General features: G+C 62.1%; 24 protein-coding genes and 1 pseudogene. 14 read left to right on the top strand and 11 right to left on the bottom strand.

Annotated features, from left to right (window positions below; translation table 11 throughout):
- Window positions 1-192 precede the first annotated feature (192 nt).
- Window positions 193-1,689 carry an ATP-binding protein gene (locus tag KGA85_RS17040; RefSeq protein WP_223457840.1) on the bottom strand — a complete coding sequence of 499 codons (1,497 nt, stop codon included), beginning with the start codon at window positions 1,687-1,689 and terminating at the stop codon, window positions 193-195.
- Window positions 1,690-1,920: 231 nt separating this feature from the next.
- Between KGA85_RS17040 and KGA85_RS17035 the strand changes: the two genes are divergently transcribed.
- From KGA85_RS17035 to KGA85_RS17000, 8 genes are all read left to right on the top strand, one after another.
- The gene (locus KGA85_RS17035; protein WP_223457848.1) at window positions 1,921-3,084 is read left to right on the top strand and encodes an acyl-CoA dehydrogenase family protein; all 1,164 of its coding nucleotides are present in this window, start codon (window positions 1,921-1,923) and stop codon (window positions 3,082-3,084) included.
- A 37-nt stretch (window positions 3,085-3,121) separates the two neighbouring features.
- Window positions 3,122-3,493, top strand: a complete 372-nt coding sequence (locus KGA85_RS17030) for a hypothetical protein (protein ID WP_046040355.1) — start codon at window positions 3,122-3,124, stop codon at window positions 3,491-3,493.
- A 3-nt stretch (window positions 3,494-3,496) separates the two neighbouring features.
- Window positions 3,497-3,982, top strand: a complete 486-nt coding sequence (locus KGA85_RS17025) for a nuclear transport factor 2 family protein (RefSeq protein WP_223457850.1) — start codon at window positions 3,497-3,499, stop codon at window positions 3,980-3,982.
- Window positions 3,979-5,127, top strand: a complete 1,149-nt coding sequence (locus KGA85_RS17020; RefSeq protein WP_223543259.1) for an amidase — start codon at window positions 3,979-3,981, stop codon at window positions 5,125-5,127. Before KGA85_RS17025 ends, KGA85_RS17020 begins: the two co-directional genes overlap by 4 nt.
- A gap of 23 nt (window positions 5,128-5,150) precedes the next feature.
- Entirely contained in the window at window positions 5,151-6,434 is a 1,284-nt protein-coding gene (locus tag KGA85_RS17015; RefSeq protein WP_223543258.1) for an aromatic ring-hydroxylating oxygenase subunit alpha, read from the top strand.
- Window positions 6,431-6,931, top strand: a complete 501-nt coding sequence (locus tag KGA85_RS17010) for an aromatic-ring-hydroxylating dioxygenase subunit beta (protein WP_223457855.1) — start codon at window positions 6,431-6,433, stop codon at window positions 6,929-6,931. Before KGA85_RS17015 ends, KGA85_RS17010 begins: the two co-directional genes overlap by 4 nt.
- A gap of 10 nt (window positions 6,932-6,941) precedes the next feature.
- Window positions 6,942-7,682: an SDR family NAD(P)-dependent oxidoreductase gene (locus tag KGA85_RS17005; protein ID WP_223457857.1), complete on the top strand. Its 741-nt coding sequence runs from the start codon at window positions 6,942-6,944 to the stop codon at window positions 7,680-7,682.
- 95 nt (window positions 7,683-7,777) lie between these two features.
- Complete coding sequence (locus tag KGA85_RS17000) at window positions 7,778-8,728, top strand: PDR/VanB family oxidoreductase (RefSeq protein ID WP_223457859.1); 951 nt, start codon at window positions 7,778-7,780, stop codon at window positions 8,726-8,728.
- On the opposite strand, the gene KGA85_RS16995 is transcribed toward KGA85_RS17000, so the two are convergent.
- Window positions 8,725-8,880, bottom strand: a complete 156-nt coding sequence (locus KGA85_RS16995) for a hypothetical protein (protein ID WP_223457861.1) — start codon at window positions 8,878-8,880, stop codon at window positions 8,725-8,727. The two genes, KGA85_RS17000 and KGA85_RS16995, sit on opposite strands and share 4 nt — an antisense overlap.
- On the opposite strand from KGA85_RS16995, the gene feaR reads away from it, so the two are divergent.
- Window positions 8,879-9,799, top strand: a complete 921-nt coding sequence (gene feaR / locus KGA85_RS16990) for a transcriptional regulator FeaR (RefSeq protein ID WP_223457870.1) — start codon at window positions 8,879-8,881, stop codon at window positions 9,797-9,799. The genes KGA85_RS16995 and feaR overlap by 2 nt on opposite strands.
- A gap of 289 nt (window positions 9,800-10,088) precedes the next feature.
- On the opposite strand, the gene KGA85_RS16985 is transcribed toward feaR, so the two are convergent.
- Window positions 10,089-10,718 (bottom strand): response regulator transcription factor, encoded by a 630-nt coding sequence (locus KGA85_RS16985; protein WP_053161157.1) that lies wholly within the window; start codon window positions 10,716-10,718, stop codon window positions 10,089-10,091.
- A 259-nt stretch (window positions 10,719-10,977) separates the two neighbouring features.
- Between KGA85_RS16985 and hpaC the strand changes: the two genes are divergently transcribed.
- Window positions 10,978-11,487, top strand: a complete 510-nt coding sequence (hpaC, locus tag KGA85_RS16980; protein ID WP_056723075.1) for a 4-hydroxyphenylacetate 3-monooxygenase, reductase component — start codon at window positions 10,978-10,980, stop codon at window positions 11,485-11,487.
- 474 nt (window positions 11,488-11,961) lie between these two features.
- Window positions 11,962-12,258: a DUF6124 family protein gene (locus tag KGA85_RS16975; RefSeq protein ID WP_223543257.1), complete on the top strand. Its 297-nt coding sequence runs from the start codon at window positions 11,962-11,964 to the stop codon at window positions 12,256-12,258.
- A 178-nt stretch (window positions 12,259-12,436) separates the two neighbouring features.
- On the opposite strand, the gene KGA85_RS16970 is transcribed toward KGA85_RS16975, so the two are convergent.
- From KGA85_RS16970 to KGA85_RS16955, 4 genes are all read right to left on the bottom strand, one after another.
- A complete protein-coding gene (locus KGA85_RS16970; protein WP_223543256.1) occupies window positions 12,437-13,468 on the bottom strand; it encodes a phosphotransferase enzyme family protein in 1,032 nt (343 codons plus the stop codon).
- 10 nt (window positions 13,469-13,478) lie between these two features.
- The gene (locus KGA85_RS16965) at window positions 13,479-14,759 is read right to left on the bottom strand and encodes an aspartate aminotransferase family protein (protein WP_223461388.1); all 1,281 of its coding nucleotides are present in this window, start codon (window positions 14,757-14,759) and stop codon (window positions 13,479-13,481) included.
- The gene (locus KGA85_RS16960) at window positions 14,752-16,065 is read right to left on the bottom strand and encodes an amino acid permease (protein WP_223461390.1); all 1,314 of its coding nucleotides are present in this window, start codon (window positions 16,063-16,065) and stop codon (window positions 14,752-14,754) included. Before KGA85_RS16960 ends, KGA85_RS16965 begins: the two co-directional genes overlap by 8 nt.
- A gap of 525 nt (window positions 16,066-16,590) precedes the next feature.
- Entirely contained in the window at window positions 16,591-17,913 is a 1,323-nt protein-coding gene (locus KGA85_RS16955) for an alginate export family protein (RefSeq protein ID WP_223543255.1), read from the bottom strand.
- A gap of 282 nt (window positions 17,914-18,195) precedes the next feature.
- On the opposite strand from KGA85_RS16955, the gene KGA85_RS16950 reads away from it, so the two are divergent.
- Window positions 18,196-18,585 (top strand): c-type cytochrome, encoded by a 390-nt coding sequence (locus KGA85_RS16950; protein WP_223543254.1) that lies wholly within the window; start codon window positions 18,196-18,198, stop codon window positions 18,583-18,585.
- Between the two features lie 48 nt (window positions 18,586-18,633).
- Complete coding sequence (locus tag KGA85_RS16945; RefSeq protein WP_223461395.1) at window positions 18,634-20,124, top strand: aldehyde dehydrogenase family protein; 1,491 nt, start codon at window positions 18,634-18,636, stop codon at window positions 20,122-20,124.
- Between the two features lie 30 nt (window positions 20,125-20,154).
- On the opposite strand, the gene KGA85_RS16940 is transcribed toward KGA85_RS16945, so the two are convergent.
- From KGA85_RS16940 to KGA85_RS16925, 4 genes are all read right to left on the bottom strand, one after another.
- Complete coding sequence (locus KGA85_RS16940; RefSeq protein WP_223543253.1) at window positions 20,155-22,581, bottom strand: DUF3772 domain-containing protein; 2,427 nt, start codon at window positions 22,579-22,581, stop codon at window positions 20,155-20,157.
- Window positions 22,582-22,689: 108 nt separating this feature from the next.
- On the bottom strand, window positions 22,690-24,120 hold the full coding sequence (locus KGA85_RS16935; protein ID WP_223543252.1) for a heavy metal sensor histidine kinase: 1,431 nt from the start codon (window positions 24,118-24,120) through the stop codon (window positions 22,690-22,692).
- Window positions 24,121-24,128: 8 nt separating this feature from the next.
- Window positions 24,129-24,800, bottom strand: a complete 672-nt coding sequence (locus KGA85_RS16930) for a heavy metal response regulator transcription factor (protein ID WP_223543251.1) — start codon at window positions 24,798-24,800, stop codon at window positions 24,129-24,131.
- 84 nt (window positions 24,801-24,884) lie between these two features.
- Window positions 24,885-25,142, bottom strand: coding sequence for a DUF2790 domain-containing protein (locus KGA85_RS16925; protein WP_223461400.1), 258 nt, complete (start codon window positions 25,140-25,142; stop codon window positions 24,885-24,887).
- Window positions 25,143-25,519: 377 nt separating this feature from the next.
- Between KGA85_RS16925 and KGA85_RS16920 the strand changes: the two are divergent.
- Window positions 25,520-25,725: pseudogene (locus KGA85_RS16920) on the top strand (tripartite tricarboxylate transporter substrate binding protein); the annotation flags it as partial.

Genomic DNA, 25,725 nt, shown 5'->3' with positions numbered 1-25,725 from the left:
CTGACAGGCGTCAGAGGGGGGAAGGGCGAAGCTGCACTTGTGGCGAGGGGGCTTGCCCCCGTTCGGTGGCGAAGCCGCCGCAAAATCAGGCGATTCGATCTGCCTGTAGGATCGTTGGGGGCCGCTTCGCAGCCCAACGGGGGCAAGCCCCCTCGCCACAGGGGTTGTGTAAGGCCACAGGGGTTGTGCAGGTCAGGCCACAGGGGTTGTGTACGTCAAGGCGAGGGGAAGGGAGAAGCTGAACACCGCGCCGCACGGCTCCAGGTTTTGCGCCCAGATATCGCCACGATGGCGGCCGATGATGTTCTTGCACAGCGCCAGGCCAATGCCGTTGCCGCTGACCTTGGACGAGAAAAAGCCGTCGAACAGCTTTTCTTGCGCCTGGGCCTGAATGCCGCGACCGCAGTCTTCGATGCGCACCAGGGCCACATCGTTCTCGCGGCTGGCATGGATACGCAACAAGCGTCGTTCGGCGGGCAAGTCGGCCATTTCTTCAATGGCGTTGAAGGCCAGGTTGAGGATCACCTGGCCGATCAGCACCTTCTCGCAACTCACCCGCAGCGGTTCGGGCGCGGTGACGATTTCCACGCGCACCCGGCTCGGATCGGCCCGCAGGCTGATGAAGTAGCGGGTTTCGCGCAGCAGCTCATTGAGGTCGACCAGTTCTTCGGTCTGCTCCAGCTTGACCACGTAATCGCGCACGCTCTTGATGATCACCGAGGCATGCTCGATTTGCCGCACGGCGTTTTGCAAACCCCAGGCGACGCCTTGATCGGTTTCGCCGGCGTTGCCCAGGCGAATCACCGCGCCTTCAATAAAGTTGCGGGTCGCCGCCAATGGCTGGCTCAACTCGTGGGCGATGGCCACCGCCATTTCACCCATGGCGTTGTAGCGCGCCAGGTATTCGAGTTTCTGCTCGCTGACCCGCCGCGCCTCCTCGGCCTGCACTTGCTCAGTCACGTCGCGGAACAGCAGCAGATGGCCGACCAGATCGTCCTCGATCTCGATGTAGCGGCAGGTTGCGTCATGCCAGCGCCATTCGCCATCGCGGCGCTGCACCCTGTAATGCACGTTGAACGGCGCGTGCTTCGGTCTCTCATGGGCAAGCTGTTGTAGCAGGCGCTGGCCGGATGCGTCGTCGCACCAGGCCAGGAAGTTCTTGCCCATCAGCTTGTGCACTTCGCTGTTGAGCAGGTGCGCGCCGGAGTCGCTGATAAAACCGATATCGCCCTCGGGGCCGAGCACCGCCACACCTTCGGCCAGGTCTTGCATGAAGGCCTTGAGCCGACTCTCGAAACGCTTGAGGTCGCGCTTGACCTTGTCCTCCTTGGAAATATCGCGGAACTGCACCATCAGCACATCTCGACCGTCCAGGTGCACCAGGGTCGCCACCGCCTCGGAAAGAATCTCCACCCCTTGCTTGGAGCGATAGCACCACTCGATGGCCCGCTGCCCGGTGCGCGCGGCACCTTCCAGCCAGCGCAAGCCCACCGATCGCCGGTACTTCGGTGCGTCGCGGGTCATGTCCGGAGCCTTGAGCGGCGTCAGTTCTTCCAGGCTAAAGCCGAGCGCTGCCAGGGCAGCGGTGTTGGCCCAGAGAATTTCCTTGGTGTGCGCGTCATGAAGAATGATGCACAGCGGCATGGCTTCGATCAGCGCATAAAAGTCGTTCGGTTTTGGCTGGTACATCGCACGGCCCCTGGCGGCAGAGATTTGCAGTATGGCGTTTTATACCTGCTCGCACAGCAGGATGCGCTCAGAGGTAACCGGTGGGGGTCTAGGGGTTTTCTTTAGCGAGGGGGCTGCACGCACCAATAGTTGTGCCGGGACGCGGTTTTTACACTGGACCTCAATGCAAGGGCAACCACGCCTCTTCTCGGTGCAGCCCCACTAACAATAATCAAAACGGAGAACTAGCCCATGCTGCGTTCAGCTGTCGCGCAACAAGACCCTGTGTCCGCCCCGGTCGTGCCAATGGTCGAGAGTCAGCTATTTCAGCAAGTGCTGGATGAGGTCCGCCAGCGCCGCGAGGAATTCGACGCCGGCTCCCACGTGCCTCGGGACATGATCGAGCGATTCAAGCAGGTGGGAATCTACCGTGCCGCCACGCCGAAATGCTTCGGCGGTGACGCCCTGGCACCGTCGCTGTTCCTGCAAATGATCGAGCGCATCTCCGAAGCCGATGGCTCGGCGGGCTGGGTGGCCAGCTTCGGTAGCGCCGGTGTCTACCTGGCAGCCTTGCCGCGGGAAACCCTGGCTGAGCTCTACGCCGAAAGCCCTGACCTGGTATTCGCTGGCGGCCTGTTCCCCTTGCAACCGGCCGAGGCCGTAGAAGGCGGCTATCAGGTCAACGGCACCTGGAAATTCGCCAGCGGCTGCAAAGGCGCAGACCTGTTGGGCGTTGGCATCGGCGCTGCCGGCGGCAAGCCGCGCACCGCTGTATTTCGCCCGGAGCAGGTAGACATCGTCGAGAACTGGGAAGTGGTCGGTCTCAAAGGCACCGGTAGCCATGACCTGCGGGTGACCGATAAACACGTTGATGAGCGCTGGACGTTCATCCGTGGCGGTGCCGCGACCATCGACGAACCGCTGTTCCGCTACCCGTCGATCGCCTACGCCGCGCAAGTGCTGGCAGTGGTCAACCTCGGCCTGGCCCGTGCAGCGCTGGACGAAATCAGCCGCATGGCTGGCGGCAGCGGCATCACCGGCGCACCGAAATTATCCGACCGCGCCTACGTGCGCATCGAGATCGCCAAGGCCGAAGCCAAGCTCAGCGCCGCGCGCGGCTTCTTCTACAACGCCACCGAGCAGGTGTGGAACTCGATCCTGGCCGGCAACCCGGTCACCCCGGAGCAGACCAGCCTGTTGCGCCTGTCGGCCATTCACGTGTCCCAGGCCGGTGCCGAGGTGGTGCAGAGCGCCTACAGCCTGGCCGGCACCACTGCCATTTACCTGCGCCATCCGCTGCAACGCTACCTGCGCGACTCGATGGTGGTGACCCAGCACGCCTTCCTCAGCGAAGGCCTGTACGACGGCGCCGGCTCGGTGTTCCTCGGCGTCCCGCCGTTCCCGGGCTACATCTGAACCCTATTCATTTTTCACTTTTTCAAGGATCAACAACATGTCCCAAGCTACCCAGGAACCGTTGCGCGTCGTCTTCTGCATCGGCATCACCCAGAACTTTTTTGACCTGCCCACCGGCGAAGGCCTGAGCGTGTGGAAAGGCTTCAGCCAGATGATGGGCGACCTCGGCGCCATGCCCGGCATCACCGTGCTCGGCGCGATGGACGACGACCGCCTGATGGTCGGCCCGTCCACCACCTCGCCCTGGACCGTGTACATCATGGCCGACGTCGACTGCCACCAGTCGGTGATCGACGCCTGCAACCTGTTCCGCACCACGCCGGTCGGCCAGTACAGCCTGTGGCGCTACGCCAAGATCGAAGCGCGCATCGGTCGCCCGTTGACCATTCCTGATGCGGCCAAGGTGTAAGCCATGAACGAGGCCTTGCTGCAGCGTCTGGCGACGCTCGAAGGGGAAAGCGCAGTGCGTCGCCTGATGGCGCGCTACATGGACCTGTGCGATGTGCCGCGGGCGGCGATTCATCAGAGCCAGTTGGCGCAATTGTTCACCGAGGATGCGATCTGGGAAGGCCTCGGCACCCAGACCGCACAGACCTTCGGTCAGCACCAGGGGCGTGAGGCGGTGGCTGCGTTTGTCGGCGGTTATCTGCCGCCGTCCGACCACTTCAAGCTGAACCTGCATTACCTCACCAGCGAATCGATCGTGGTCGACGGCAAGGCGGCGCAGGGGCAGTGGATCATGCAGCAGATCTCGACCTACGCCGATGGCCGCAACGAGCTGTTCGGCACTCGGCTGAACATCGATTTCCGTTGCGTCGACGGCGTCTGGCTGATCGCGCATTTCCGCACGCAACGGCTGTTCAATACGGAGCTCTTCACCTTGGGAGCGGGCGCATGAGTACTTTCATCAGCGAATTCCTCCTCGGTGGCAACGGCAAGCGCGTCGCCATCAAGGACTCCATCGACATCGCCGGCCATCCGACCCGCTCGGGCAGCCGCGCGTTTGCCGATGCACCGGCGGCAACGAAAAACGCCGAAGTGGTTGATGCGATCCTCGACGCTGGCTGGCAGATCGTCGGCAAGACCAACCTGCATGAACTGGCGTTCGGCGTGACCGGCATCAACGACTGGACCGGCACACCGATCAACCCGCAAGCGCCGGACCGTGTTCCTGGCGGCTCGTCCAGCGGTTCGGCTTCGGCGGTCGCGGCAGGCCTGGCGGACATCGCCATCGGCACTGACACCGGTGGTTCGGTGCGGGTGCCGGCAGCGTGCTGCGGGATTGCCGGGTTGAAGCCAACTTATGGTCGCGTCAGCCGTGTCGGCGCCCATCCGCTGGAATCCAGCCTCGATTGCGTCGGGCCGTTCGCCAAAAGCATGGACGACCTGATCGCCGCGATGCAGGTGATCTGCCCGGGCTTTACCGCTCAAGGCCTGCCAGGTGACGGCGCCAGGGTCGGCTTTCTCGAGGTGGCCTGCGATGCGCATCTGCAAGCAAGTCTCGGAGCTGCCGCCGACCGCGCCGGATGGCGTCGCAGCAACCTGCACCTGAGCGAATTCGAAGCGGCGTTCGCCGCCGGCCTGACCGTGATCAATTTCGAAAACTGGGCGGCGTTCGGCCATCTGACCGGCAAGGGCCTGATCGGCGCCGATGTGGAAACACGTTTGCTGGCGGCCAGCCGCACCACGCGCGAAGAACTGGCCCAGGCCGAAGCCGTGCGCACGGCGTTCACCCAACAAGTGGACGCGGCGCTGGAAGACTTTGCCGTATTGCTGCTGCCGACAATGCCGACCCTGCCGCCGACCCTCAGCGAAGCCCGCGCCGGCAGCAAGGCCGTGGCCGGTATGACCCCGCTGGTTCGGCCTTTCAACCTCAGCGGCCACCCGGCCCTGACGGTGCCGGTGGAACTCGACTGCGGCGGGCTTAAGGTCGGCCTGCAAATTGTTGGCCGTAAAGGTCAGGACGAATTGGTCTGCGCCTTCGGTGCGCAGCTGCAACTCAGCATGGCCGGTCAACGACTGGCTGCTAAAACCAAATCATAAAAAGAAGCCATGAGGAGAACCGCATGAGCACTCATGAATATCAGCTGATCGCAACGTCGAAAAGCCCCGAAGACCTGGTCCAGCACGACCGCGTCGATGTCTCGCTGTACAACGATCCGGCGCTGTTCGAAGCCGAGCTGGACAAGATTTTCTACCGCACCTGGGTGTGGGTTGCCCACGAAAGCGAAGTGCGCAACAGCGGCGACTTCAAAACCGCCACCATTGGCCGTCGCCCGGTGATTGTCGTGCGCGACAAGAAGAACAACATCAACGTGCTGGAAAACCGTTGCCGGCACCGTGGCGCCACCGTGTGCGAGAAGCACAAGGGCAACGCCACCGGTTTCACCTGCCCGTACCACAGCTGGTCCTATGGCTTGGACGGCAAGCTGCGTGCGCTGCCGTATCCGGATGGTTATGAAGGCATCCTGGAGAAGTCCGAACTGCCGCTGACCAGCCTTCGCGTCGAGAGCTACGCCGGCATGGTTTTCGCCAGCTACAACGACGAGATCGAACCGCTGGAAGACTTCCTCGGCGGCGCCAAGCACTGGATGGACCTGTTCATGAAGCAGGGCGCCGGCTACCCGATCAAGACCCAGGGCGAACACAAGTTCAGCTTCAAGGGCAATTGGAAGATCCAGCTGGAAAACACCACCGACGGTTACCACTTCCCGATCGTGCACAAGTCGTTCATGTCGTCGGTGGATGAAGAAACCTCGGAAATGCTCTCGTTCATGACCGACGAACAAGCCGTCACCCACTCGCTGGGCAACGGCCACAGCGTGATGGTGATGGTGCCGGAGCACGTTGATCTCGATCATGACGACGGCACCGAACAGTTGCAGGAGCGCTTCGCCCATGTGACTGAAGAGCTGTCGAAGACCATGCCGGCCGATCAGGTCCGTCGCATCGTGCGCTCGCTGCACGGCGCCGGTTTCAATCTGAACCTGTTCCCGAACGTGGCGATGTCGATGTCGTTCTTCCGCGTGCTGCGCCCGGTATCGGTCAGCGAAACCGAGATCCGCCACGTGGCCCTCGGCATGGACGGCGGCCCGGAAATCGCCAACCGCGAACGCATGCGCATCCACGAACACTTCCAGGGCCCGTTCGGTTTCGGCAGCCCTGACGATGCCGAGGCCTGGGACCGCGTGCAGCGCGGCTCGTATGCCGGCGTCAACGCGCCAATCCTGGTCAACCGCGGCCTGAACCGCGAAATCACCGCTGAAAACGGCGACAAGGTCAGCCATGCCACCGACGAAGGCGGCATGCGCGGTGCCTACGACATGTGGAAAAGGATGATGAGCCAATGAGCAATCACGACACCCTGAACGGTTTTACCGGTCCCTTGGCCCAGGCCATCGAATTCATCTGGCGCGAAGCCGAACTGCTCGACCACAAGAACTACGCCGAATGGGCGACCCTGTGGAGCGAAAGCGGCAAGTACATCGTGCCGATCGACCCGGACACCGAAGATTTCGAAGCGACCCTGAACTACGCCTACGACGATGCGCGCATGCGTGACCTGCGCATCGAACGCCTGACCGCCGGCTACTCGCCGTCGGCAGTGGATGCAGCGAAAACCATTCGCACGATCTCGCGTTTCCGTCTGGTGGAAGCGGCCGGCGACATCGTCGAAGTCAATTCGGCGCAGTTGCTCTACGCCTACAAGCGCGGCGTGCACACGCCGTTCGTGGCCGACCTGAATCACCGCATTCGTTTCACCGATGGCGTGCCGACCCTGGAGCGCAAAGTGGTACGGCTGATCAACTCCACCGACAGCCTGAGCGCGCTCGGCTTCCTTTTGTGAGGGTAACATCATGAGTCGAGTAGCCCTTGTAACGGGTGCCTCGCGCGGACTGGGCGAGTGCATCGCCCGTCGTCTGCATGCGGCGGGTTATCGCGTCGGCCTGGCCGATGTGCGCCTCAATGGCGTGCGGCATCTGGCCGCCGATCTGGATGGCAGCGGCTCCACGGCCGTCGCCATCGAGCTGGATGTGCGCAGCAAGGCCGACTTCCAGCGCGCCCGCGACCTGCTCGCCGCGCACTGGGGCGGCACTGACATTCTGGTGAACAACGCTGGCGTGTCGAAAGTCGCGGCGCTGATGGACATCACGCCGGAAGAATTCGACGAGTCGATGGCGATCAACCTGCGCGGCACCTTTGTTGCCTGCCAGGTGTTCGGCGCGCACTTTGCCGAGCGCGGCTTCGGTCGCATCGTCAACATCGCGTCCCTGGCCGGGCAGAACGGCGGCACCGCTACCGGCGCGCATTACGCCGCAGCCAAGGGTGGCGTGGCGACGCTGACCAAGGTTTTCGCCCGTGAACTGGCACCGCAAGGCGTGACGGTCAACAGCATCTCGCCGGGTCCGCTGGACTTGCCGGTGGTGCGTGAAAGCGTGGCCCCGGAGCGTCTGGAGCAGATCCTCAAGATGATTCCGGCCGGCACTCTTGGTGATCCAGCGTTCATCGCCGACAGCGTGTTGCTGCTGGTCGCCGATAACGCGACCTCCGTGACCGGCGCGTGCCTGGACGTCAACGGCGGCTTGTTCATGCGCTAAAAATTGTGGCAAGCCCCCTCGCCACAGGGATCAGGGCTGGATCGAAGATTTTTTAATGTCCGTACTAACCGAAACAACAGTATTCAGGTGATGCAATGATGAAGGTGAAGATCGAAAGGATCGTCGACGAAGCGCTGGATATCCGTTCCTTTCGCCTCGTGCGCAGTGACGGCCAGCCGCTCGACACCTATGAACCGGGTGCCCACGTCGACCTGACCGGGCCGACCGGGGTGACCCGCCAGTATTCGCTGTGCAGCCCGCCACAGGATCGCCGCGCCTACCTGGTGGCGGTGAAGAAAGAAGCGCAGTCGCGCGGCGGTTCGCTGGCGCTGCACGAGCAAGTGGAAGAGGGCATGGAGCTGGAAATGGGTGCGCCGCGCAACCTGTTCCGTCTCGATGAAAGTACCAGCGAACATGTGTTGTTCGCCGCCGGTATCGGTGTCACGCCGCTGCTGAGCATGGCCTACAAATTGGCGGAAAGCGGCCAGCCGTATCGCCTGCACTATTTCGCCCGCTCGGCGCAGTACGCGGCGTTTACCGAACTGTTGGCGACGAACTTTGCTGAATCTGTGGAGTTTCACTATGGCGTGGAGCCCGCGGATCTCGACGCAGCGTTGAGTGAATGCCTGGAGCGTGCCGGCAGCGCCGCCCACGTCTACACCTGCGGCCCGGCACCCTTCATGAACAAAGTGGTGGAAGTGGCGTCCCGCAGTCGCTCGGATGATGCCATTCACCTGGAACACTTCGCCGCAGACCCGGCCGCCAACAGCGCCCCGGCCGGCACGTTCGAAGTGGAACTGGCCAGTTCCGGCGTGGTGCTGCAAGTGCCGGCCAACACCAGCCTGGTCGATGTGTTGCAGGCCCATGGTTGCGACATCGACACCGAGTGCCGCGAAGGTATCTGCGGCACCTGTATCGTCGAGGTGCTGGACGGCTTGCCGGAGCACCGTGACAACTGTCTGTCGAACAAGGAAAAGGCGTCCAACAAGCAGATTTGCGCCTGTGTATCACGGGCGCTTTCCGCTCGTCTGGTATTGGACCTTTAACTGAAAGTCGACTGGAAAGCTTGGGCCGGAGCCTGTTGAATGGGCGCCCGGCGGCCGTCGAGGGAGGCGATGGCTACAGAAACAACCGTTTTGACGAACCGCTCGATGAAGCGGTCGAAAAATAACAACAAAAACCTGAGGCTTGCGGACATGATTACAGCATCGACGGTGCGCAACGAGGCGTTCGAAAGTTGGTTGAGCCAGGTGAACCAGGCCTGTGGGCGTTTCGATGCCCGGGCGCTGGACACTGATTTCTACGGCGAACTGACGGAATTTCGCAGCGGTGCGATCAACCTCAGTGTGGTCGACATGGCGCACGTGCATTTGTACCGCACCAGCAAGGACGTCAGCACCAGCAGCGACGGCCACTACTACGCGGTGTTCCAGATGCGTGGCAGCTCGCAACTGGAGCAGGGCGACAACCGGGCGCAACTGGGCTGTGGCGACATCGCCCTGATCGACGCCAGCCGTCCGAGCGACATGATCTACAACGACGATTGCCGACAGCTGTCGTTGATTCTTCCGCGCCAGGTGGTCGAGCGGGGTTCGCACTTCAATGCCGTCAACTGCGCCACGCGCATCGCGGCCGGCAGCCCCCTGGCGGCGATGGCCAACAAGCTGGTGCTGGACACCCGCCAGCAGGACGGGCTGGACATGCAGGAAAGCGAAGCCGTGCTCGATGCCCTGGCCAGTTTGTTACTACCGGGCATCAGTGCCCGCGACTGCGGTGCAGACGCCCATGAGCGGCAATTTCGCAAGATCATCGCCTTCATCGACGCGCACCTCAGCGACGAAGAACTGTGCCCCGAACTGATTGCCCGTGAAGTCGGGATTTCCGTACGCGGCCTGTACCGGATGTTCTCCAAGCGCGGGCTGGTGGTGGCGCAATACATCAAGCACCGGCGCCTGGACTTCTGCGCCGAAAACCTGCGCCGCGCCGATGTCGAGCAGAAGCTTTCGGCGCTGTGTTATGCGTGGGGGTTCTCGGATTCGAGCTACTTCTCGTCGGCCTTCAAATCGCGCTTTGGTGTGTCGCCGGGGGCTTATCGCAAGCGGTATAGCCAGATCTGACACCCGCCATTGATGTTGAGTCTGCTGGCCCCATCGCGAGCAGGCTCGCTCCCACACTAAATCTTCAGCGAACACAGAAGTTTGTGTACGACGAGATCAACCTGTGGGAGCGGGCTTGCTCGCGAAAGCTGTGTGTCAGTCACCAGCGATGTTGGATGTGCCGGCCCCTTCGCGAGCAAGCCCGCTCCCACATTGAATCTGCGGTGAACTCAAAGTCTGTGTCCGGCCGAGATCAAAATGTGGGAGCGGGCTTGCCCGCGATGGCGGCCTGACGGCGAATACAGAATGATCAATGCCGCACCGGCTCATCCACCGGCAAATGCAGCACCTCGCGCACCAGCATGGCGATGCTGCTCACACCCATCTTTTCCTTGATCTTGGTACGGTGCACATCAACGGTCTTCACGCTGATGTTGAGCTCCCGGGCAATCACCTTGCTGGCCTTGCCATCGATCACCAGCATCAACACTTCACGCTCACGGCTGGTCAGCAGTGCCAGTTTGCCTTGCAGGTTCTGACGCTGCTGCTGATCGGCCTGGGCGTGTACGGCGGTCTTCAGCGCGGCCTGGATGCGGTCGATCATCTGCTGCGGGTTGTAGGGCTTCTCGACGAAATCCAGCGCGCCGTTCTTCATCGCCGTGACCGACATCGGAATGTCGCCATGGGCCGAGACGAAAATGGTTGGCAGGGTGCTGCCGCGCTGGTTGAGGATTTCCTGCAACTGGAAACCGCTGGTCTCCGGCATGCGCACGTCGAGCACCAGGCAAGCGGGCTGCTTGGGGTCGTATTGGCTCAGGAACTCTTCGGCGCCGGCAAAGCACTGCGCCTGCACGCTCACCGACTCCAGCAACCAGGCCAGTGAGGTTCGCAGGTCCTTGTCGTCGTCGACGATATAAACAATCGGTTTACGGATTTCCATCGGGGCTGCCACGAAAGTTTTCTAATTATTGTTTTCGCACGGGAGCGTGCGGCACGCATTGGCTCATCTTTCTGGAACCAGTATGCAGAATACCCACTGTGGCCGGCCCTTGCGATAAAGAAACCACCTAGTCGACTAGCGGAAACCCAACCCTGCCATGGGGATCGTCAGAATGGTTGCGGCGCGCCCGCAGCCTTAGTCTTGTTCCATCACCTACGGGCCGCAAGATAGCGGCCCTCCTGAAGGAAGGGGCATCGACATGGCCGACCTGAGCCAGCAGCAAATCGACTTTCGCAACGCCATGGCGCAGCTGCCTGCCGCGGTGAACATCATCACCACCAACGGCCCCGGCGGTCGTTGCGGCATCACCGCCAGCGCCGTGTGCTCGGTGACCGACTCGCCGCCCACCGTGCTGGTGTGCGTCAACCGCAACAGCGCCACCCACGACGTGTTCCGCACCAACGGCCATCTGTGCGTCAACGTGCTGTGTGGCGAGCAGGAAGAACTGGCCCGGCATTTCGCCGGCATGACCAAGGTGCCGATGGACGAACGTTTCGCCTGGGACCTGTGGGACGACGGCGCCGCCGACGTACCAGTGCTGCGCGATGCCCTGGTGCAGCTCGAAGGGCGGATCAGCGAGTGCAAGGAAGTGGGGTCGCATTCGGTGATGTTCGTGGAGCTGACGAAGGTGGGCGTGCGCGAGCCGCGCGACAGCCTGGTGTATTTCAACCGCTTGTTTCATCGTGTTGAGCATGCCAGCGCGGCTTGATTGAGACCGCGTTATCGTTCTTCGCGAGCAAGCCCGCTCCCACAGGGGATCTTTGGCGAACACAAATACTGTGTGCGACGAAGCCCCTCTGTGGGAGCGGGCTTGCTCGCGAAAGCGGTATCAATCTGGAATGCATGTTTAACGGCTGTAGGCGTCATTTCCTGCAAGCTACAACGCCTTGCGTCATTGCCTACAGGTACGCCAGAATCCGCCGGCTTGTGCGCCTCGGAGGCCATCGGTAACTTGATTCGCGTCACTGATTCCCAGTGATCGGGTTTAGCAGCCCGTGGTATTTGAAGATCGTACGAGTGTCCGTCAGGCAGGTATTCCGTACCTGCGTTTGATGGTGGCTGTGCGTAGGGCGCCCTTGGGCGCGCCGGCTTTCTTCGTTTCCCCGGTCTGCTAACCTGCGTACAGCCGCCACCCCTCGTTTAGCAGCGACGGCGTGGCTGCATCACAACGGAAAAGAACATCATGTTCAAGGTTACGCCTGATCCACCAGACAACGATTCCTGCCCCAACCCGGCCCTGCACATCATGGCCACCCCGCACAAACCCTCCACCCTGTTCACCATCAACCCCGACATCGACACCGAAACCCTGCTGGCCCACGCCTGCGAGTCGCTGGCCTCGGCGAACGTCATGGCCCATGACCTGGCGGGTTTCCTCGAAGGCACGCACCGCAACACCCTGCTGGGCATCGCGCAAGTGATCATGTTGGGGGAGTTGGCGGTGAACCGGGCGTTGGACAGGCTTGACCCGGCGGGATAGCGGCTCTTGAGGCGGAAGGTAATCCTGTGGCGAGGGAGCTTGCTCCCGCTGGGCTGCGAAGCAGCCCCAAAATCAGCCATTGCGGTGCTTCAGAAGTACCGCAATGACCGGGTTTACGACTGCTGCGCAGCCGAGCGGGAGCAAGCTCCCTCGCCACATATGTATCGAGTTAGTCGTTTTACTGCTGCAAATATTCCCGAGCCAACAAACAAGCCCGCTCAATCAACATCGGCGCCATTTCTATCGCTGTCGGCGTGCCCTGGCGGGTGTGAATCCAGCCCAGGTACGTGGTGCCACGTAGCATCAGGAACAACGCCAGTGTCTTGCGATCCGCCTCGGTCAGCGGTTTGACCGCGTTGTAGCCGTCGAGCAGCGCCGCCTTGATCTGGTCAAAGCGCGGGTCATCCAGGCAGAAGTACAAGGCCGTGGCCAACTCGAACATGTGCCAGCCAAACCCGGCATCGTCGAAGTCGATCAGGCGCAAACGCTGGCCTTCGATCAGCAGGTTCTCAGGCACCAGATCGGCGTGGATCATGCCGAAGTTGCCCAGGTGCCGACCATATTGACGCAAGTCCTTGCGCGCCGTACGCCGGGCCTGTTGCAGCAGATCCCGATGCTCGTCGCTGAGCTGCGCAAGCTCCCAGAAACGCCCCCAGAACGGATTGGCACCGATCAGACCTTCCTCGTCCCAGGCATGCCGGACAAACTCGTCCGGCTGTTGCCAATCCGCCGAGTGCAGATGGATGCGCGCGGCAATCGCACCGGCTTCATTGAACAGGAAATCGATTTCGGTATCGGCCTGCACGCCCGCCTCGGAAGTGCCGGCGGTAGCACCGGGCAGCCAGGCGAGCATGTCGATGTGGCGCGCCTCGCCGATGGCCTGATGGGTGACTTCGATCAGATGGCTTTCATTTTGCGCTCGGATAATCTGCGGCACGGTAATGCCTGCGCCGGCCAGGGCTTCCATCCATTGCAGTTCGGAGCGCAGCGCAGCCTCGCAGTGATAGCCATTGCGATGGATGCGCAAGGCCACCCGCTGACCGTCGTGGCGGCGGGCCGAGAACACCGCGTTCTCGCGAAACTTCACCAGTTCAATGTCGGCGAATTCGCCGTCCCACTGTTGCAGGGCATGGCGCGCCAGTTCGTGCAGACGGGTCACTTGCTGGTCATAGCTCAGGGTGTCGAATGCAAGGGTGTGGAATTCAGTCATGGCAAAAGCCTCAAATCGCGCTCAGGGCGCTGTCCAGTGTGTCGACGAACAAGTCAGCGTGATCGCGGCTGAATACCAGCGGCGGGCGCAGCTTGAGAATGTTGTCGCCGGCGCCGATCTTGCTGATCAGCACGCCGTTCTCGCGCATGTCGTTGACCACCTTGCGCGCCTCCAGTCCGGCCGGCTCCTTGCTGGCGTGGTCGCGCACCAGCTCCATGGCGAAGAACAGGCCCTTGCCGCGCACGTCGCCGATGATCGAGTGTTTGCTGGCCAATACTTGCAGGCGTTGCTGTACATAGGCGCCGACGTTTTGCGCATTCATCAGCAGTTGCTGTTGCTCGATCACATCCAGCACCGCCATGCCCACCGCTGCCGCGACCGGCGAGCCGCCGAAGGTGTTGAAGTACATGGCGTGGCGACCGAACGATTCGACCAGCGCCTTGTGGGTGATCAACCCGGCCAGGGGATAGCCGTTACCCATCGGTTTACCAAGGGTGACGATATCCGGCACCACGCCGTGGGCCTGATGGCCCCACAGGTGATCGCCGGTGCGGCCGAAACCGGACTGCACTTCGTCGGCGATGAACAGGCCACCCGCAGCGCGGATCAGCGCCGCCGCCTTGTTGACGAAGCTGGCCGGCACCCGTGGCAAGCCTTCGTTGGCGAACAGGGTGTCGATCAGCAGCGCGGCGGGGCGAATGCCCTGGGCCTGCATCGAGGCAATCGCGGCGGCGATGTTGGCTGCGTATTGCTCGGCCAGTTGCGCCTCGGTGGTGCCGGCCGGTGCCCGGTACAAGCACGGAATCGGCACGGCGCGGGCGTGGGCGGCAAACGGTTCCGGCGAGGGCAGGGCGGTGGTGACTTCGGCCAGCGACGCCGAGTTACCGTGATAGTTGTAGTCGCTGACGATGATGCCGGTGCCGCCGCTGGCGAATCGCGCCAGACGCAGCGCCAGTTCATTGGCCTCGCTGCCGGTGCAGGTGAACATCGCGGTGTCCAGCGATTCTGCAAAGGTCGCGGTCAGGCGCTCGGCGTAGCGCACCACTTGTTCATCCAGGTAGCGGGTGTGGATGTTCAGCGTGGTGGCCTGGCGGTGCATGGCCTCGGTCACGTGGGGGTTGCAGTGACCGACGCAGGGCACGTTGTTGTAGACGTCGAGGTAGCGGCGACCATCGACGTCGAACAGCCAGACACCTTCGCCACGCACCAGGTGCAAGGGTTTGTCGTAGAACAGCGGCGAGGCGCTGCCGAGCACGCGATGGCGGCGTTGTAGCAGAGTGTCTTCAGGCATGGTCTGGAACCTCGATGGCGGTGGTGCGACGGTTGCGCAGCAGGTAGTTGAAAATGCACAGGGTGAAGGTCACGGCGAGGGCGATCAGCATCAGCATGTCGAGCTGGAAGCAGGCGGCGATCACTACCAGCGTCAGGGCCAGGCCCAGCCAGGCAACCAGTTTGCCGCCGACCAGGGTGAACGGGCGTGGCAGTTCCGGTTGGTTGCGTTTGATGTGCAGGTAGGCGCCGAAGATGAGCAGGTAGCAAACGTTGAGCAGCAGCACGACCGCGAGCATCACCGTGGCCGGGTCGACCGCCGACAGCGGCAGGCCGATCACGCCGATCAACAACAGCGCCGGGTAAGGCGTGCCGCGTTTACCAGTCTTGCCCAGCCACTGCGGGAACAAGCCGTCGCGGGCCATGGCGAACAGTTGACGGGACGCGGCGTAGACCAGCGAGAAGAACGTGGCGATCAGGCCGAACACCGCGCCGCAGCCAATCACCTTGGCCAGCCACGAACCGTCACCGAAGGCGCTGTTGCTGGACATCGCCGCGTACAGCGGATCTCCCGCCGAACCCACCAGCTCGACACCACCGGCACCCGGTGCGCACACCAGCACCACCAGCGCAGTCACCAACAAGGTGCCGATCGCCGCTAGAATGCCGCGGGGCATGGTGCGGCCGGGGTTGTGCGCCTCCTCGGCTGCCGAGCCGGTTTGCTCGACTGTGATGAACAACCAGATCGCGAATGGCACACAGGCGAAGATGCCGCCGAGGCTGACCGGTGTTGCCACGTTGGCCGGCAATGTCAGCAGATTGGCCAGTTCGACATGGGGCGCCATGGCCACGCCAAACGTGAGCAGGGCGACCACGGCGATCACGCCGGCAATGAAGGTCAGGCCCATGGCCTCACCGACGCCGCGCATGTGGATGCCGATGATCACCGCGAACAGGGCGATCTTCACCGGCCAGCCACCGAGGCCGAAAATCGATTCGGTGTAGGCGCAGATAAAGGTCGCGGCCGCACCGGTGCCGATGGTCAGCGCCAGTGCGCAAGCCACGCCGACCAGATAACCCACGAACGGCCCGAAGGCGCTTTGCGCATAGACGAATACACCGCCAGCGCTGGGCAGCGCGGTGGACAGCTCCGCCACGCACAACGCCAGGCCGCCGCAGAGCAGGGCCATCAACAACGTGGCGATCAACATGTTCAGCCAGCCACCGGCCGCCAGCCCGAAATTCCAGCCGGAAAACTGCCCGGCCACCACCAACGCAATCCCGAGGCCGGCAATCTTTGGCCAGCCCAGCGCACTTTTCTTGAGCACAGAAATCTCCCGCGACCCGAAGGTCGATTTATTGTTGTTAGTGAGAAATGGAAGGGGTTCAGCTTTGCTTTGCAGGGCGCCCTGGAGCGGATATTGCTCCGAGGTCGGCTTTGATACTACGCCCGGGGTGCGCGGTGACATGTTTGCGCGCATGCCATGTGGTTGGTTGTGGGTGACAGATTTATGTCGGCTGGCGTAGATCTCTGTGGGAGCGAGCCTGCTCGCGATGGCGGAGTGTCAGTCAGCATTGATGCTGGATGTGATGGCCTCTTCGCGAGCTGGCTCGCTCCCACAGGGATCTTTGGTGAACGCAAGACTTGTGTAAGGCAAAAATCCAAATGTGGGAGCGAGCCTGCTCGCGAAAGCGGAGTGTCAGGTGGCAGTGATGTTGGATGTGATGGCCTCTTCGCGGGCTTGCTCGCGAAGGCGGTGTATCAGGCACTGCAAATCTAAGGTACGAAAGCTCCCCACCAACGGATTCAACTTCCACGTGTGCAACGACAACGCCGTTGCCCTCGGCCGAAATCAGAAACCGGTGGCGAACACCACCTGGGCGTAGACGTTCCTGTCGTTGTTACCCAGTTGGGTACCACCGTTTTCGGCGCTCTTGTCCGGTTGGTAGATGCCCACCAGTGGCATCACGGTCAGGTGGTCGTTGACATGCCATTCGGCATACAGGTCGACTTCGTGGCCATCGGTGTTGCCCAGGCTGCGGTCGATGGTGTCGTAGTTGAAGTACAGCGCGCCCAGGTTCAGGTTCTCCAGCGGCGAGACTTTCAGCCCGACGTTTTGAATGCGTGAGTTGCTGTTGAACGGCCCGGCGTAGTTGCCTGCCACTTCGCCCTGGAACCAGGTGCCGTAACCACGGCTCATGCCGTAGAACAAGGTGTCGTAGCCTTCCGAGAAACGGCTGTAGCGGTAGCTGACGTTCGGGGTCCAGATCGCGTCGGAGAAGGTCCAGCCGGCTTCCAGGTACCAGGCGTTTTCGTCGGCGGCGTGAGGTTTGTCCTGCTTGGCGTACTCACCGGACAGGAACAGATCCTTCACCCCGGCATTGCCTGTCGCGCGCACGCTGTAGGTCTTCATGCCGTCGCGTTCGAGTTGTGCCGGGGAGGCGTACTGTTCATCAATATCGGTGGTCTTGATGTAGGTCAGGCCGACCGTGCCGGCCTCGGCTACGTGCTCCAGGGTGCCGACGTACATTTCGGTCTTGGCCTGGGCGCGGTTGTCGGATTTGAGCCACATCAGGTCGCTGCGCCAGCCTTCCTTGCCGCCCAGACGCAAAACGGCGGTTTCGTCGAAGGCTTTGCGTGCTGCCAGGTAATAGGCGCCACCACGGTTGAATTGGCCGTCGGCCAGGCCCTTACCCATGTTCAGCGCATCGCCATCGATCAGGAAACCATCGCCAACCACGATGTTCTGGCGGCCGAAGGACAGGTCGACGCCATCCTTGCCCAGTGCGCCAAACAGATCGGCCGAACGCCAGCCGAGGTAGGCGTCTTCGAACTTGGTGGTGCGTTCCGAACCGTCGGTGAAACCGGCGGCATCGCCGTCGCCCCAGGTGCCGGAACTGAGCATGTTCCCCGCGCCGTACGCGGTGCCCACACCGCCCAGGCCTTGATCGAAGCTCAAGCCGTATTTGATGTAGCCCTCGCGCCACGATGAGCTGCCTTCATTCAGGCGACCGGACAGGGCGTAGTTTTCCTGGCTGTGGAAAATGCCGAATACGGCTTCGAGGGTAGCGTTCAGATGGCTGTCGTCATCGGCGTAGAGTTCATAGGCACCGGCATTGCCGGCACTGATCATCAGCGCGAGCGTCGAGAGACGAAGCAAGGGGGACTTGAGCATGGTGTGGCATCCGTTCTTGTTCTTGAGCGCAGGTTTGCGGTCTGTCCGGATACTAAGGCGCGACTTTTGTTTGCCCTTTTCCCTGTTTGCCAATTAGTTGGTTGTGCATGCCAGATTGCCCGGTTTGGCAGCCCGGCCAATACAACTGGCACGCAGGGCAAAACCTGCGTGCCGGCGACCACCGACAATCCTTACCAACCTGCCGAAGCACCGTTGCCTAGGCATTTTTAGTGTTGGCGTTCGCCTGCTGGCGGGCGCGTGGATTTTCAAGGTCGTTTTTTTATGTTCACTTCGCTGCGATTGCCCGTGATCGGTTTGTTGTCCCTCACCCTGGTTCAGGCGGTGTCTGCCGCCGAGTGCACCCCGGACACGCGCCGTGGTGGCGAGGTGTTTGCCACTGAGTGCAGCGTCTGCCACGCGGTGACCAAGGGCACGACCGGGATGATGGGGCCGAACCCGTTTGGTGTGTATGGGCGCAAGTCCGGTTCGCTGGCGGGTTTCAGCTACTCCCAGGCGATGCGCGACAAAGACGTCGACTGGCTGGCCGAGAACATCACGCAACTGATCACCCAGCCCCAGGCCTTCGTGCCGGGCACCTACATGCCCTACATGGGCCTGGCTTCCGCCGACGACCGCCAGGCGGTCGCGTGCTACCTCAAAGAACAACACTGATCAGGCCGGATTGGCGCCTGAACAACTCGTCTGAATGAAAGGTGAATTATGAGCAACGTTGAAATCCTGCCCCAGGTTGCTGCATTCCTTGCACGTCGCCACGGTTGCTTCATCGATGGCCAGTGGGTGCTTGCCGAGGGCGACAGCATCGCCGTGGTCAACCCGGCCACCGGGCAAACCCTGTGCGAAACCCTGGATGCGCCGCTGGAACTCGTCGAGCGCGCCGTGCAGTCGTCCCACAAGGCGTTCAAGTCCGGTGTGTGGTCAAGCCTGCGCCCGGCGGACCGTGAACGCATCCTGCTGAACTTCACCCGCCTGGTCGAAGAGCACGCCGAAGAACTGGCCCAGTTGGAAACCCTGAGCCAGGGCAAGTCAATCAACATGGCCCGCGCGCTAGACCTCAACGCCACCGTGGAATTCATGCGCTACATGTCCGGCTGGGCGACCAAGATCGAAGGCCAGACCTTCGATGTGTCGATCCCGCTGCCACCGGGCGCCAAATTCACCGCGTTCACCAAGCGCGAGCCGGTCGGTGTCGTGGTCGGTATCGTGCCGTGGAACTTCCCGCTGCTGATCGCCGCCTGGAAACTGATGCCAGCCCTGGCCACCGGTTGCACGGTGATCATCAAGCCGGCAATGGAAACCCCGCTGACTGCCATGCGCCTGGCTGAACTGGCGCTGGAAGCCGGCATCCCGGCCGGCGTATTCAACGTGGTCACCGGTGGCGGCGCTTCCGTTGGCGGCGTGCTGACCGCGCATCCTTTGGTGAGCAAAGTGTCGTTCACCGGTTCCACCGCCGTGGGCAAGAGCGTCGGCGTGGCGTGCATGGAAAACATGACGCGCTTCTCCCTGGAACTGGGCGGCAAGAACCCGATGATCGTGCTCGCCGATGCCGACATCGAAAAAGCCGTGCAAGGCGCGATCCTCGGCGGCTTGCTGAACAATGGCCAGGTCTGCGCGGCGGCCTCGCGTTTCTACGTGCACCGCTCGATCCACGACCAATTCGTTGAAGCCCTGGCGGCTGCTGTTTCGTCGATGCCGATCGGCGACGGAATGAACTGCGAAGCCGCGATCAACCCGCTGGTGTCGCGCAAGCAACAACAAAGCGTGCTCAAGCACATCGAACTGGCCCGCCAGGAAGGTGCGCGCGTGGTGACTGGCGGCGAGTTGCTGGAGGGTGATGGTTTCTTCGTGCAGCCGACCATCCTGGCGGACATCGACCACAGCATGGCCGTGGCCCGTGAAGAAGTGTTCGGCCCGGTATTGGGCGTGATGCCGTTCGACGACGAAGACGCCGTGATCGAACTGGCCAACGACAACCGCTACGGCCTGGCCGCCAGCTTGTGGACCAACGACCTGGGCAAAGCCATGAACCTGGTGCCGCGCATCGAAGCCGGTACGGTGTGGGTCAACGCCCACGTGCTGCTCGACCCGGCGATGCCGTTCGGTGGCGTCAAGCAATCGGGCATGGGCCGCGAGTTTGGCCGTGCGGTGATCGAGGCTTACACCGAGCTTAAGTCGGTGTGTATCGCCCATTGATCCAGCGACCACCTGCCGTGTGATTGAGCATCACACGGCAGGCGGTTTCGTCAGTTCAATCCCCGCAGCACCCAGCCGCTTGAGAATTTCAAACAGCAGCTCGCTTTTGATCGCGCCGACCGTGCGTGGGCTGCCGACATATCCGGTGATGGTCAATGTGATGCCTTCGGGTTTCAGCTGACTGAAGCGCAAAAACGGCGCTGGTTTATCCAGAATGGATTCATGCTCGGTATAGGTGTCCATCAGCAGGTTTTGCACCAGCTCCGGATCGATATCCAGCGGGAACATCAGTTCGAGTATCACCACGCCCTGGGCGCTGCCACCGAGGGTGACGTTGCGCAGGTTCTGGGAAATCAGGTGGGAGTTGGGCACGATCATGATCGAGCGGTCGGCCAGTTGTATTTCCGTGGCCCGCACGTTGATCCGTCGTATATCGCCTTCGACGCCGCTGATGCTGATCAGGTCGCCGACCTTCACCGGGCGCTCTGTGAGCAGGATCAGGCCGGAGATGAAATTCTTCACGATCTCCTGAAGACCAAAGCCGATACCCACTGACAGGGCACTGACGATCCACGCCAGGTTGGTCCACTTGATCCCCAGCGACGACAGCGTGAGCAGCACCACGGACGCGTAACCGATGTTGGCAAACAGGGTGCTGAGCGAGGCGCACATGCCCGGGTCCATCTCGGTTTTGGGCAGGAACTCGTTATCCAGCCAGCGTCGAAAGGAGCGAATCAGGTAGATGCCGATCACCAGGGCGAGTACGGCATTGAGCAGGTTGTCCGGGACGATGTTGAGTTTGCGCAGCCCTTCGCCGCCGAGTACGGCCACGGTGCCGGTGACCAGTTGCCCGAGCGTCGTCCCCACGCCGCCGACAAACAGGGCAATGACGCCGATCAGCATCAGGATGGCGCGGCCAGCCCCGGACATGACGGTGCAGATCTGCTCCAGCCGTGGATTGCCGATGCCCAGCAGTTGTTTGATTACTTTGCCGGTGGGTTGCCGGGGCGAAAAAACATAGTCGCAGGTGTCCTGGTAGACCTGGGTGAGCAGGTAGAAACCGGCGCAGATGATGAATATCCAGACCATTTCATAGGTGATGAACCGGGCCAACGTCACGTAGCCGATCAACAGGGCGAACAGGGACACCACCACGGCAACGCCGGTGAAGGTGTAAATCAGACCGGCGAAGGTGGTGACGCCTTCGGGGGCTTCTCCGGCAACGATCAGGTCTCTGCGCGTCTTGCTGACGCGCAACAACAGCGCACCGATCACCAGTGCCGCGACCAATGCCACGATGCCCCGACCGAACAACACCACTTCGGCGCTCATGCCGGTGACATTGCTCATCTGTACCAGGGTTACCAGCACCAGTAGCAGGCTGGCCAGCAACCGCGGATAGGGCTCCATCGCCAGCGCCACCGGATCGGCAATATCGGGCAGGCGCCATGAAGGATGTTTGGTGGACAACAACGCGCGACTCAGCCCGGTGATCAGCACGCAGGTATAGGCCAGCTTCTCCAGATATTGCGCCAGGTCGTCCAACTGGGGGGGGTAGGGCAGTTGCCGGGTCCCGGCAAAATGCAGCAGTTGCAGGGCGATGCCGGCGGTCAGCACCGTCGCCATCACTGACGCCAGCGCAAGGGAGCTGCGCCGCAGCCGGCCTGCAGGCATTCGATGAAAGCATAACCACGCCAGGCCCCGGCCGGCGAGGTTTCGACCCACGGTCCAAATGACCAGGGCCAGCAACAGCAGGGCGCCCGTGATCCCGCGTTGTCCGGGTTGCCAGGCGGCCCGGTGCGTGGCCTCGAGTTGCTCGATGAGGGCGCTGAAACGCTGGCGGTCCTCGATCGGCAGAGCGAACAATGGCGACCAGAAGCTCGGGTTCAGGATGCTGCTGGTCTGCTGGGTCACTTCCGCTTCCAGCAGGCTGCGCCGGATGCTGGCAATCTGGGTGATCAGTTCGGCGGCACTTATTTTTAGCGCGGCCAGGGTTTTGAGTTGACTGTCGATCTTGTCTTTTTGCTCGCCGAGGGCGTCTCGTTGGGAGGTAATGGCAGTCGTCACCTGTGCGTTCTCGTCAAGCGGCACTGGCCCCAGCACGTTCAGTTGCGCCTGCAACTGCGCCTGTCCAGGCAGCAGCGATGTGGACAGGCGTTCAATCTCCTGAATCAGTACCTGCACCAGGTCCTGCGAGCTTTCCAGCTGAGTGTAATTGGTGGCTTGGGAAACCTGCTGCTTGAGGCTGTTGAGCTGGTTTTGCACCCCCAGCAACTCGCTGTCGGAGATGCTGATGATCGGGGCTGCGGGAGCGGGAGCGGGGGCAAGAGCAGGAGTAGGAGCAAGAGAAGGAGCAGGAGCAGGAGCGTCGGCCATGTCCCCCGCCAACAGCCATCCCGTGCTTGCCGCCAGAACCGCGAAGGCGACGTAAATCATTGACTTCAAGACATTGCGCATTGGCGAGCTCGACGGGTTGTTAGTCACATAGCCAATGAGGTTAGGTCATGACACGCACCCTTGAGCATTGTTTTGTCGGAAGTACCCCGTGTGGTTTTCGCCCAGGCGCTACTCATGCTGTTGCCGCGCCGGGAAAAACAGTTCGAAGCAGGTGATGCCGTCGGCACTGCTGACATGGCAGGCACCATTGTGCAGTTGCATGATCGTCGCCACGATCGACAGGCCCAGGCCATTGGATTGGGCCGAGCGTTCGCGGGACTCATCGACCCGGTAGAAGCGTTCGAACAGCCGTGGCAGATGCTGGGCCGGGATGGTCGGGCCGTGGTTGCGCACTTGCACCTGGATGCCGTCGGCCGTCGGGCTGGCGTGGATGCACAGCTCGGAATGCGGCGCGCCGTACTTGATAGCGTTGGCGCACAGGTTGGCCAATGCCCGGCGCAGCAGCATCGGCTCGGCCCAGATCAAGCCGCTGCCTCGGGCATCGATGCAGATGCCAACGTCGGTCGCCGGGCCTTCGAAATAATCGGCCATGCGTTGCATTTCGTCGGCGGCATCCAGTTCCTGACGCTGGCGCAAGGCACTGCGCGGATCGGTGCGGGCCAGGAACAGCATGTTGTCGAGCATGCGCGCCAGGCGTTCGAGTTCTTCGACATTCGAGGCCAGCAGCTGCTGATAGGCGTCGGTGCTGCGGTTCTGCTGCAAGGCCACCTGGGTTTCCCCCAGCAAATTGTTGATCGGCGTGCGCAGTTCGTGGGCCATGTCGGTCGATACCTGGCCCAGCTGGATGAAGCCTTTGTCCAGGCGGTCGAGCATGGCGTTGAAGGCATCGATCATGGGCAGCAGTTCCAGCGGCGCGCCCTGGCTGTCGAGGCGTTCGTTGAGGTTGCCGACGTCGATGCTCTGGGTGTGGCGGGCCAGGCGCCGCACCGGCAACAGGCCGCGATGCACCAGCACATAACCGGACAGCGCCAGCAGGATCGCCGCGACGCTGGCGAACAGGTACACATTGAGCCGGTAGTCGGCGAGCACGGCGGTGCGTTCGGTCATCAGGCGCCCGGTCACCACTTGCAGGCTGCCCAGGTCACCGGAGTCGATGGTCGCCGCCAGGGCGGAAAACGGCACGCCATTGACGCTGGGCAAATGCTGCACGTCTTTCAGGGTCAACCGATGATCCATGGCCACCGGGGTCAGCACCGGCATCGTCAGGTTGCCCGGGTTGACCACCAGCAACGGCGGTTGGCCAGGGGTGCCGATGGTCAGCAGGGCCTCGCGGTTGCCCATCATGTTCTGGAACAGCGCCGGCTTGGCCTTGATCAGGTCCAGGGTATTGCTGTCGTTGAGGAAGGTGCGCAACTGGTCGATGCGGGTGATCAGGGCAATGTCGTCGCGATGGATCAGCTCACGCTCCAGGTCGCGGTACAGCGCCACGCCCAGCAGCGCCAGCGAGACAAACGCCAGCAGGGCAAACACCAGCGCCAGGCGTAGGGTCAGGGAGTGGCTGAGACGGGAGGCGGATTGCAGCGGTGTCATCGCATTCATGGTTGCATTCAGGGTTGGGTGTCGAAGCGGTAGCCGATGCCGCGCACGCTGCGGATCAACTTGAGCGGGAACGGATCATCGATTTTCAGGCGCAGGCGGCGCACCGCGACATCGACGACATTGGTGTCGCTGTCGAAATTCATGTCCCAGACCCGGGAGGCGATCATCGAGCGTGACAGCACTTCGCCTTGATGCGTGGCGAACAGGTGCAGCAGCGCGAACTCCTTGTTGGTCAGGGTGATGCGGTTGCCGGCGCGGCTGACGCGGCGCTTGAGCACGTCGATCTGCAGGTCGTCGACGTGCAGGTGCTCTTCTTCCCGGGTAGGACCGCGCCGGGTCAGGGTGCGCAGGCGTGCCACCAGTTCGGCGAAGGAAAACGGCTTGATCAGGTAATCGTCGGCGCCCAGTTCGAGGCCTTTGATGCGGTCGGCGATGTCATCCCGGGCGGTGAGGAACAGCACCGGCGTATCGGCTTCCTTGCGTAAGCGGCGCAGGACTTCCCAGCCGTCCATCTTCGGCATCATGACGTCCAGTACGATTACATCGAAGTCGTGTTCCAGGGCCAGGTGCAGGCCATCGACGCCGTCCCGCGCCAGGTTCACGGTGTATCCGAGTTCCTGCAGGCCGTTGAGCAGGTAATTGCCGGCCTTGGGTTCGTCTTCGACTACGAGGATGTTCATGCAAACCTGCCTGATCCGGTCGGGCTACAGGGGCGAGCCAATGGCGAAAGTGTAGCCCGGTCGGCGGTGAATACAGGCATCCGCTCAGTTCTCACCAAGGCAACCTACGCCCTGGACCTGGTAGTCCAGTTGGTGCTCACGACCCTGGTGGTCGAGGTAGTTGAACTGCGCCGGAACAATGCCGCACTGGCCATTGAGGTCGGTCATGGATAGCACTTTGGCCACGTCTACCGGGACATAGAAGCCGTCCTTGTCGTGGATGACCGCCGAGGTGGGCTGGGTGGCGGCAAACGCCGAACCGGTGGCGAGCAGGGCGGCAAAACCCGCGATCAACATTTTCATGACAAATCTCTCTCTACAAGGGCAGGGTGCCTGCCGGTGGTTGGCCTGACAGTGAGTTCAGGCTAACGAAGTGATCCGGACAGCCGACCAACAGCTTGATGACAAAGTTGTAATCAAACGCCGGTTGGAACACCACGAACCCTGTAGGAGCGAGCTTGCTCGCGATGGTCGCTAACGGTTACGCGTGTTGTCTGTAAAAACGCGGTGCCTTTACGTCCATCGCGAGCAAGCTCGCTCCTACAGGCCTTTGGCGGGTGGTTTTAGCAAAACAGATCAACCCAAGGATCCATGGCCTAAGCTTGTTCGCAGGCCCATGTTCATCGCACACCTCGATGGGCAAGCGGCACCTATAAAAACAATGCAATCAGGAGATGCCCATGACCGCTTTGATCCGTCGTTTCAGTCGCTGCATGGCCGCCGGTTTGACCGCTGCCGTGCTTGTCGCCCCCGCCTTCGCGCTGGATACCGTGAAATTCATGGCCCCGGGTTCCGTGGGCGGTGGTTACGACCAGACCGCCCGGGTGCTGGGCAAGGCCATGGTCGAGGCCAATGCGGCCAAGGCGGTGACCTTCGAGAACAAGGG

The organism is Pseudomonas sp. GL-B-12, from assembly GCF_019955895.1.
Classification (GTDB): Bacteria; Pseudomonadota; Gammaproteobacteria; order Pseudomonadales; family Pseudomonadaceae; genus Aquipseudomonas.
The sequence above is the reverse complement of the archived record's forward strand: the minus strand, read 5'-3'. Positions and strand labels throughout refer to the sequence as shown.

What these genes read in the sequence shown, in the direction of transcription:
- KGA85_RS17020 (WP_223543259.1), top strand. Translation starts at nt 3,979, where the DNA reads ATGAGTACTTTCATCAGCGAATTCCTCCTCGGTGGCAACGGCAAGCGC.
- KGA85_RS16940 (WP_223543253.1), bottom strand. Translation starts at nt 22,581, where the DNA reads ATGCGCAATGTCTTGAAGTCAATGATTTACGTCGCCTTCGCGGTTCTG.
- hpaC (WP_056723075.1), top strand. Translation starts at nt 10,978, where the DNA reads ATGGCCGACCTGAGCCAGCAGCAAATCGACTTTCGCAACGCCATGGCG.
- KGA85_RS17000 (WP_223457859.1), top strand. Translation starts at nt 7,778, where the DNA reads ATGATGAAGGTGAAGATCGAAAGGATCGTCGACGAAGCGCTGGATATC.
- KGA85_RS17005 (WP_223457857.1), top strand. Translation starts at nt 6,942, where the DNA reads ATGAGTCGAGTAGCCCTTGTAACGGGTGCCTCGCGCGGACTGGGCGAG.
- KGA85_RS17025 (WP_223457850.1), top strand. Translation starts at nt 3,497, where the DNA reads ATGAACGAGGCCTTGCTGCAGCGTCTGGCGACGCTCGAAGGGGAAAGC.
- KGA85_RS16985 (WP_053161157.1), bottom strand. Translation starts at nt 10,718, where the DNA reads ATGGAAATCCGTAAACCGATTGTTTATATCGTCGACGACGACAAGGAC.
- KGA85_RS17035 (WP_223457848.1), top strand. Translation starts at nt 1,921, where the DNA reads ATGCTGCGTTCAGCTGTCGCGCAACAAGACCCTGTGTCCGCCCCGGTC.
- KGA85_RS16935 (WP_223543252.1), bottom strand. Translation starts at nt 24,120, where the DNA reads ATGAATGCGATGACACCGCTGCAATCCGCCTCCCGTCTCAGCCACTCC.
- KGA85_RS16965 (WP_223461388.1), bottom strand. Translation starts at nt 14,759, where the DNA reads ATGCCTGAAGACACTCTGCTACAACGCCGCCATCGCGTGCTCGGCAGC.
- KGA85_RS16970 (WP_223543256.1), bottom strand. Translation starts at nt 13,468, where the DNA reads ATGACTGAATTCCACACCCTTGCATTCGACACCCTGAGCTATGACCAG.
- KGA85_RS17040 (WP_223457840.1), bottom strand. Translation starts at nt 1,689, where the DNA reads ATGTACCAGCCAAAACCGAACGACTTTTATGCGCTGATCGAAGCCATG.
- KGA85_RS16975 (WP_223543257.1), top strand. Translation starts at nt 11,962, where the DNA reads ATGTTCAAGGTTACGCCTGATCCACCAGACAACGATTCCTGCCCCAAC.
- KGA85_RS17030 (WP_046040355.1), top strand. Translation starts at nt 3,122, where the DNA reads ATGTCCCAAGCTACCCAGGAACCGTTGCGCGTCGTCTTCTGCATCGGC.
- KGA85_RS16995 (WP_223457861.1), bottom strand. Translation starts at nt 8,880, where the DNA reads ATGTCCGCAAGCCTCAGGTTTTTGTTGTTATTTTTCGACCGCTTCATC.
- feaR (WP_223457870.1), top strand. Translation starts at nt 8,879, where the DNA reads ATGATTACAGCATCGACGGTGCGCAACGAGGCGTTCGAAAGTTGGTTG.
- KGA85_RS16955 (WP_223543255.1), bottom strand. Translation starts at nt 17,913, where the DNA reads ATGCTCAAGTCCCCCTTGCTTCGTCTCTCGACGCTCGCGCTGATGATC.
- KGA85_RS16945 (WP_223461395.1), top strand. Translation starts at nt 18,634, where the DNA reads ATGAGCAACGTTGAAATCCTGCCCCAGGTTGCTGCATTCCTTGCACGT.
- KGA85_RS17015 (WP_223543258.1), top strand. Translation starts at nt 5,151, where the DNA reads ATGAGCACTCATGAATATCAGCTGATCGCAACGTCGAAAAGCCCCGAA.
- KGA85_RS16950 (WP_223543254.1), top strand. Translation starts at nt 18,196, where the DNA reads ATGTTCACTTCGCTGCGATTGCCCGTGATCGGTTTGTTGTCCCTCACC.
- KGA85_RS17010 (WP_223457855.1), top strand. Translation starts at nt 6,431, where the DNA reads ATGAGCAATCACGACACCCTGAACGGTTTTACCGGTCCCTTGGCCCAG.
- KGA85_RS16925 (WP_223461400.1), bottom strand. Translation starts at nt 25,142, where the DNA reads ATGAAAATGTTGATCGCGGGTTTTGCCGCCCTGCTCGCCACCGGTTCG.
- KGA85_RS16930 (WP_223543251.1), bottom strand. Translation starts at nt 24,800, where the DNA reads ATGAACATCCTCGTAGTCGAAGACGAACCCAAGGCCGGCAATTACCTG.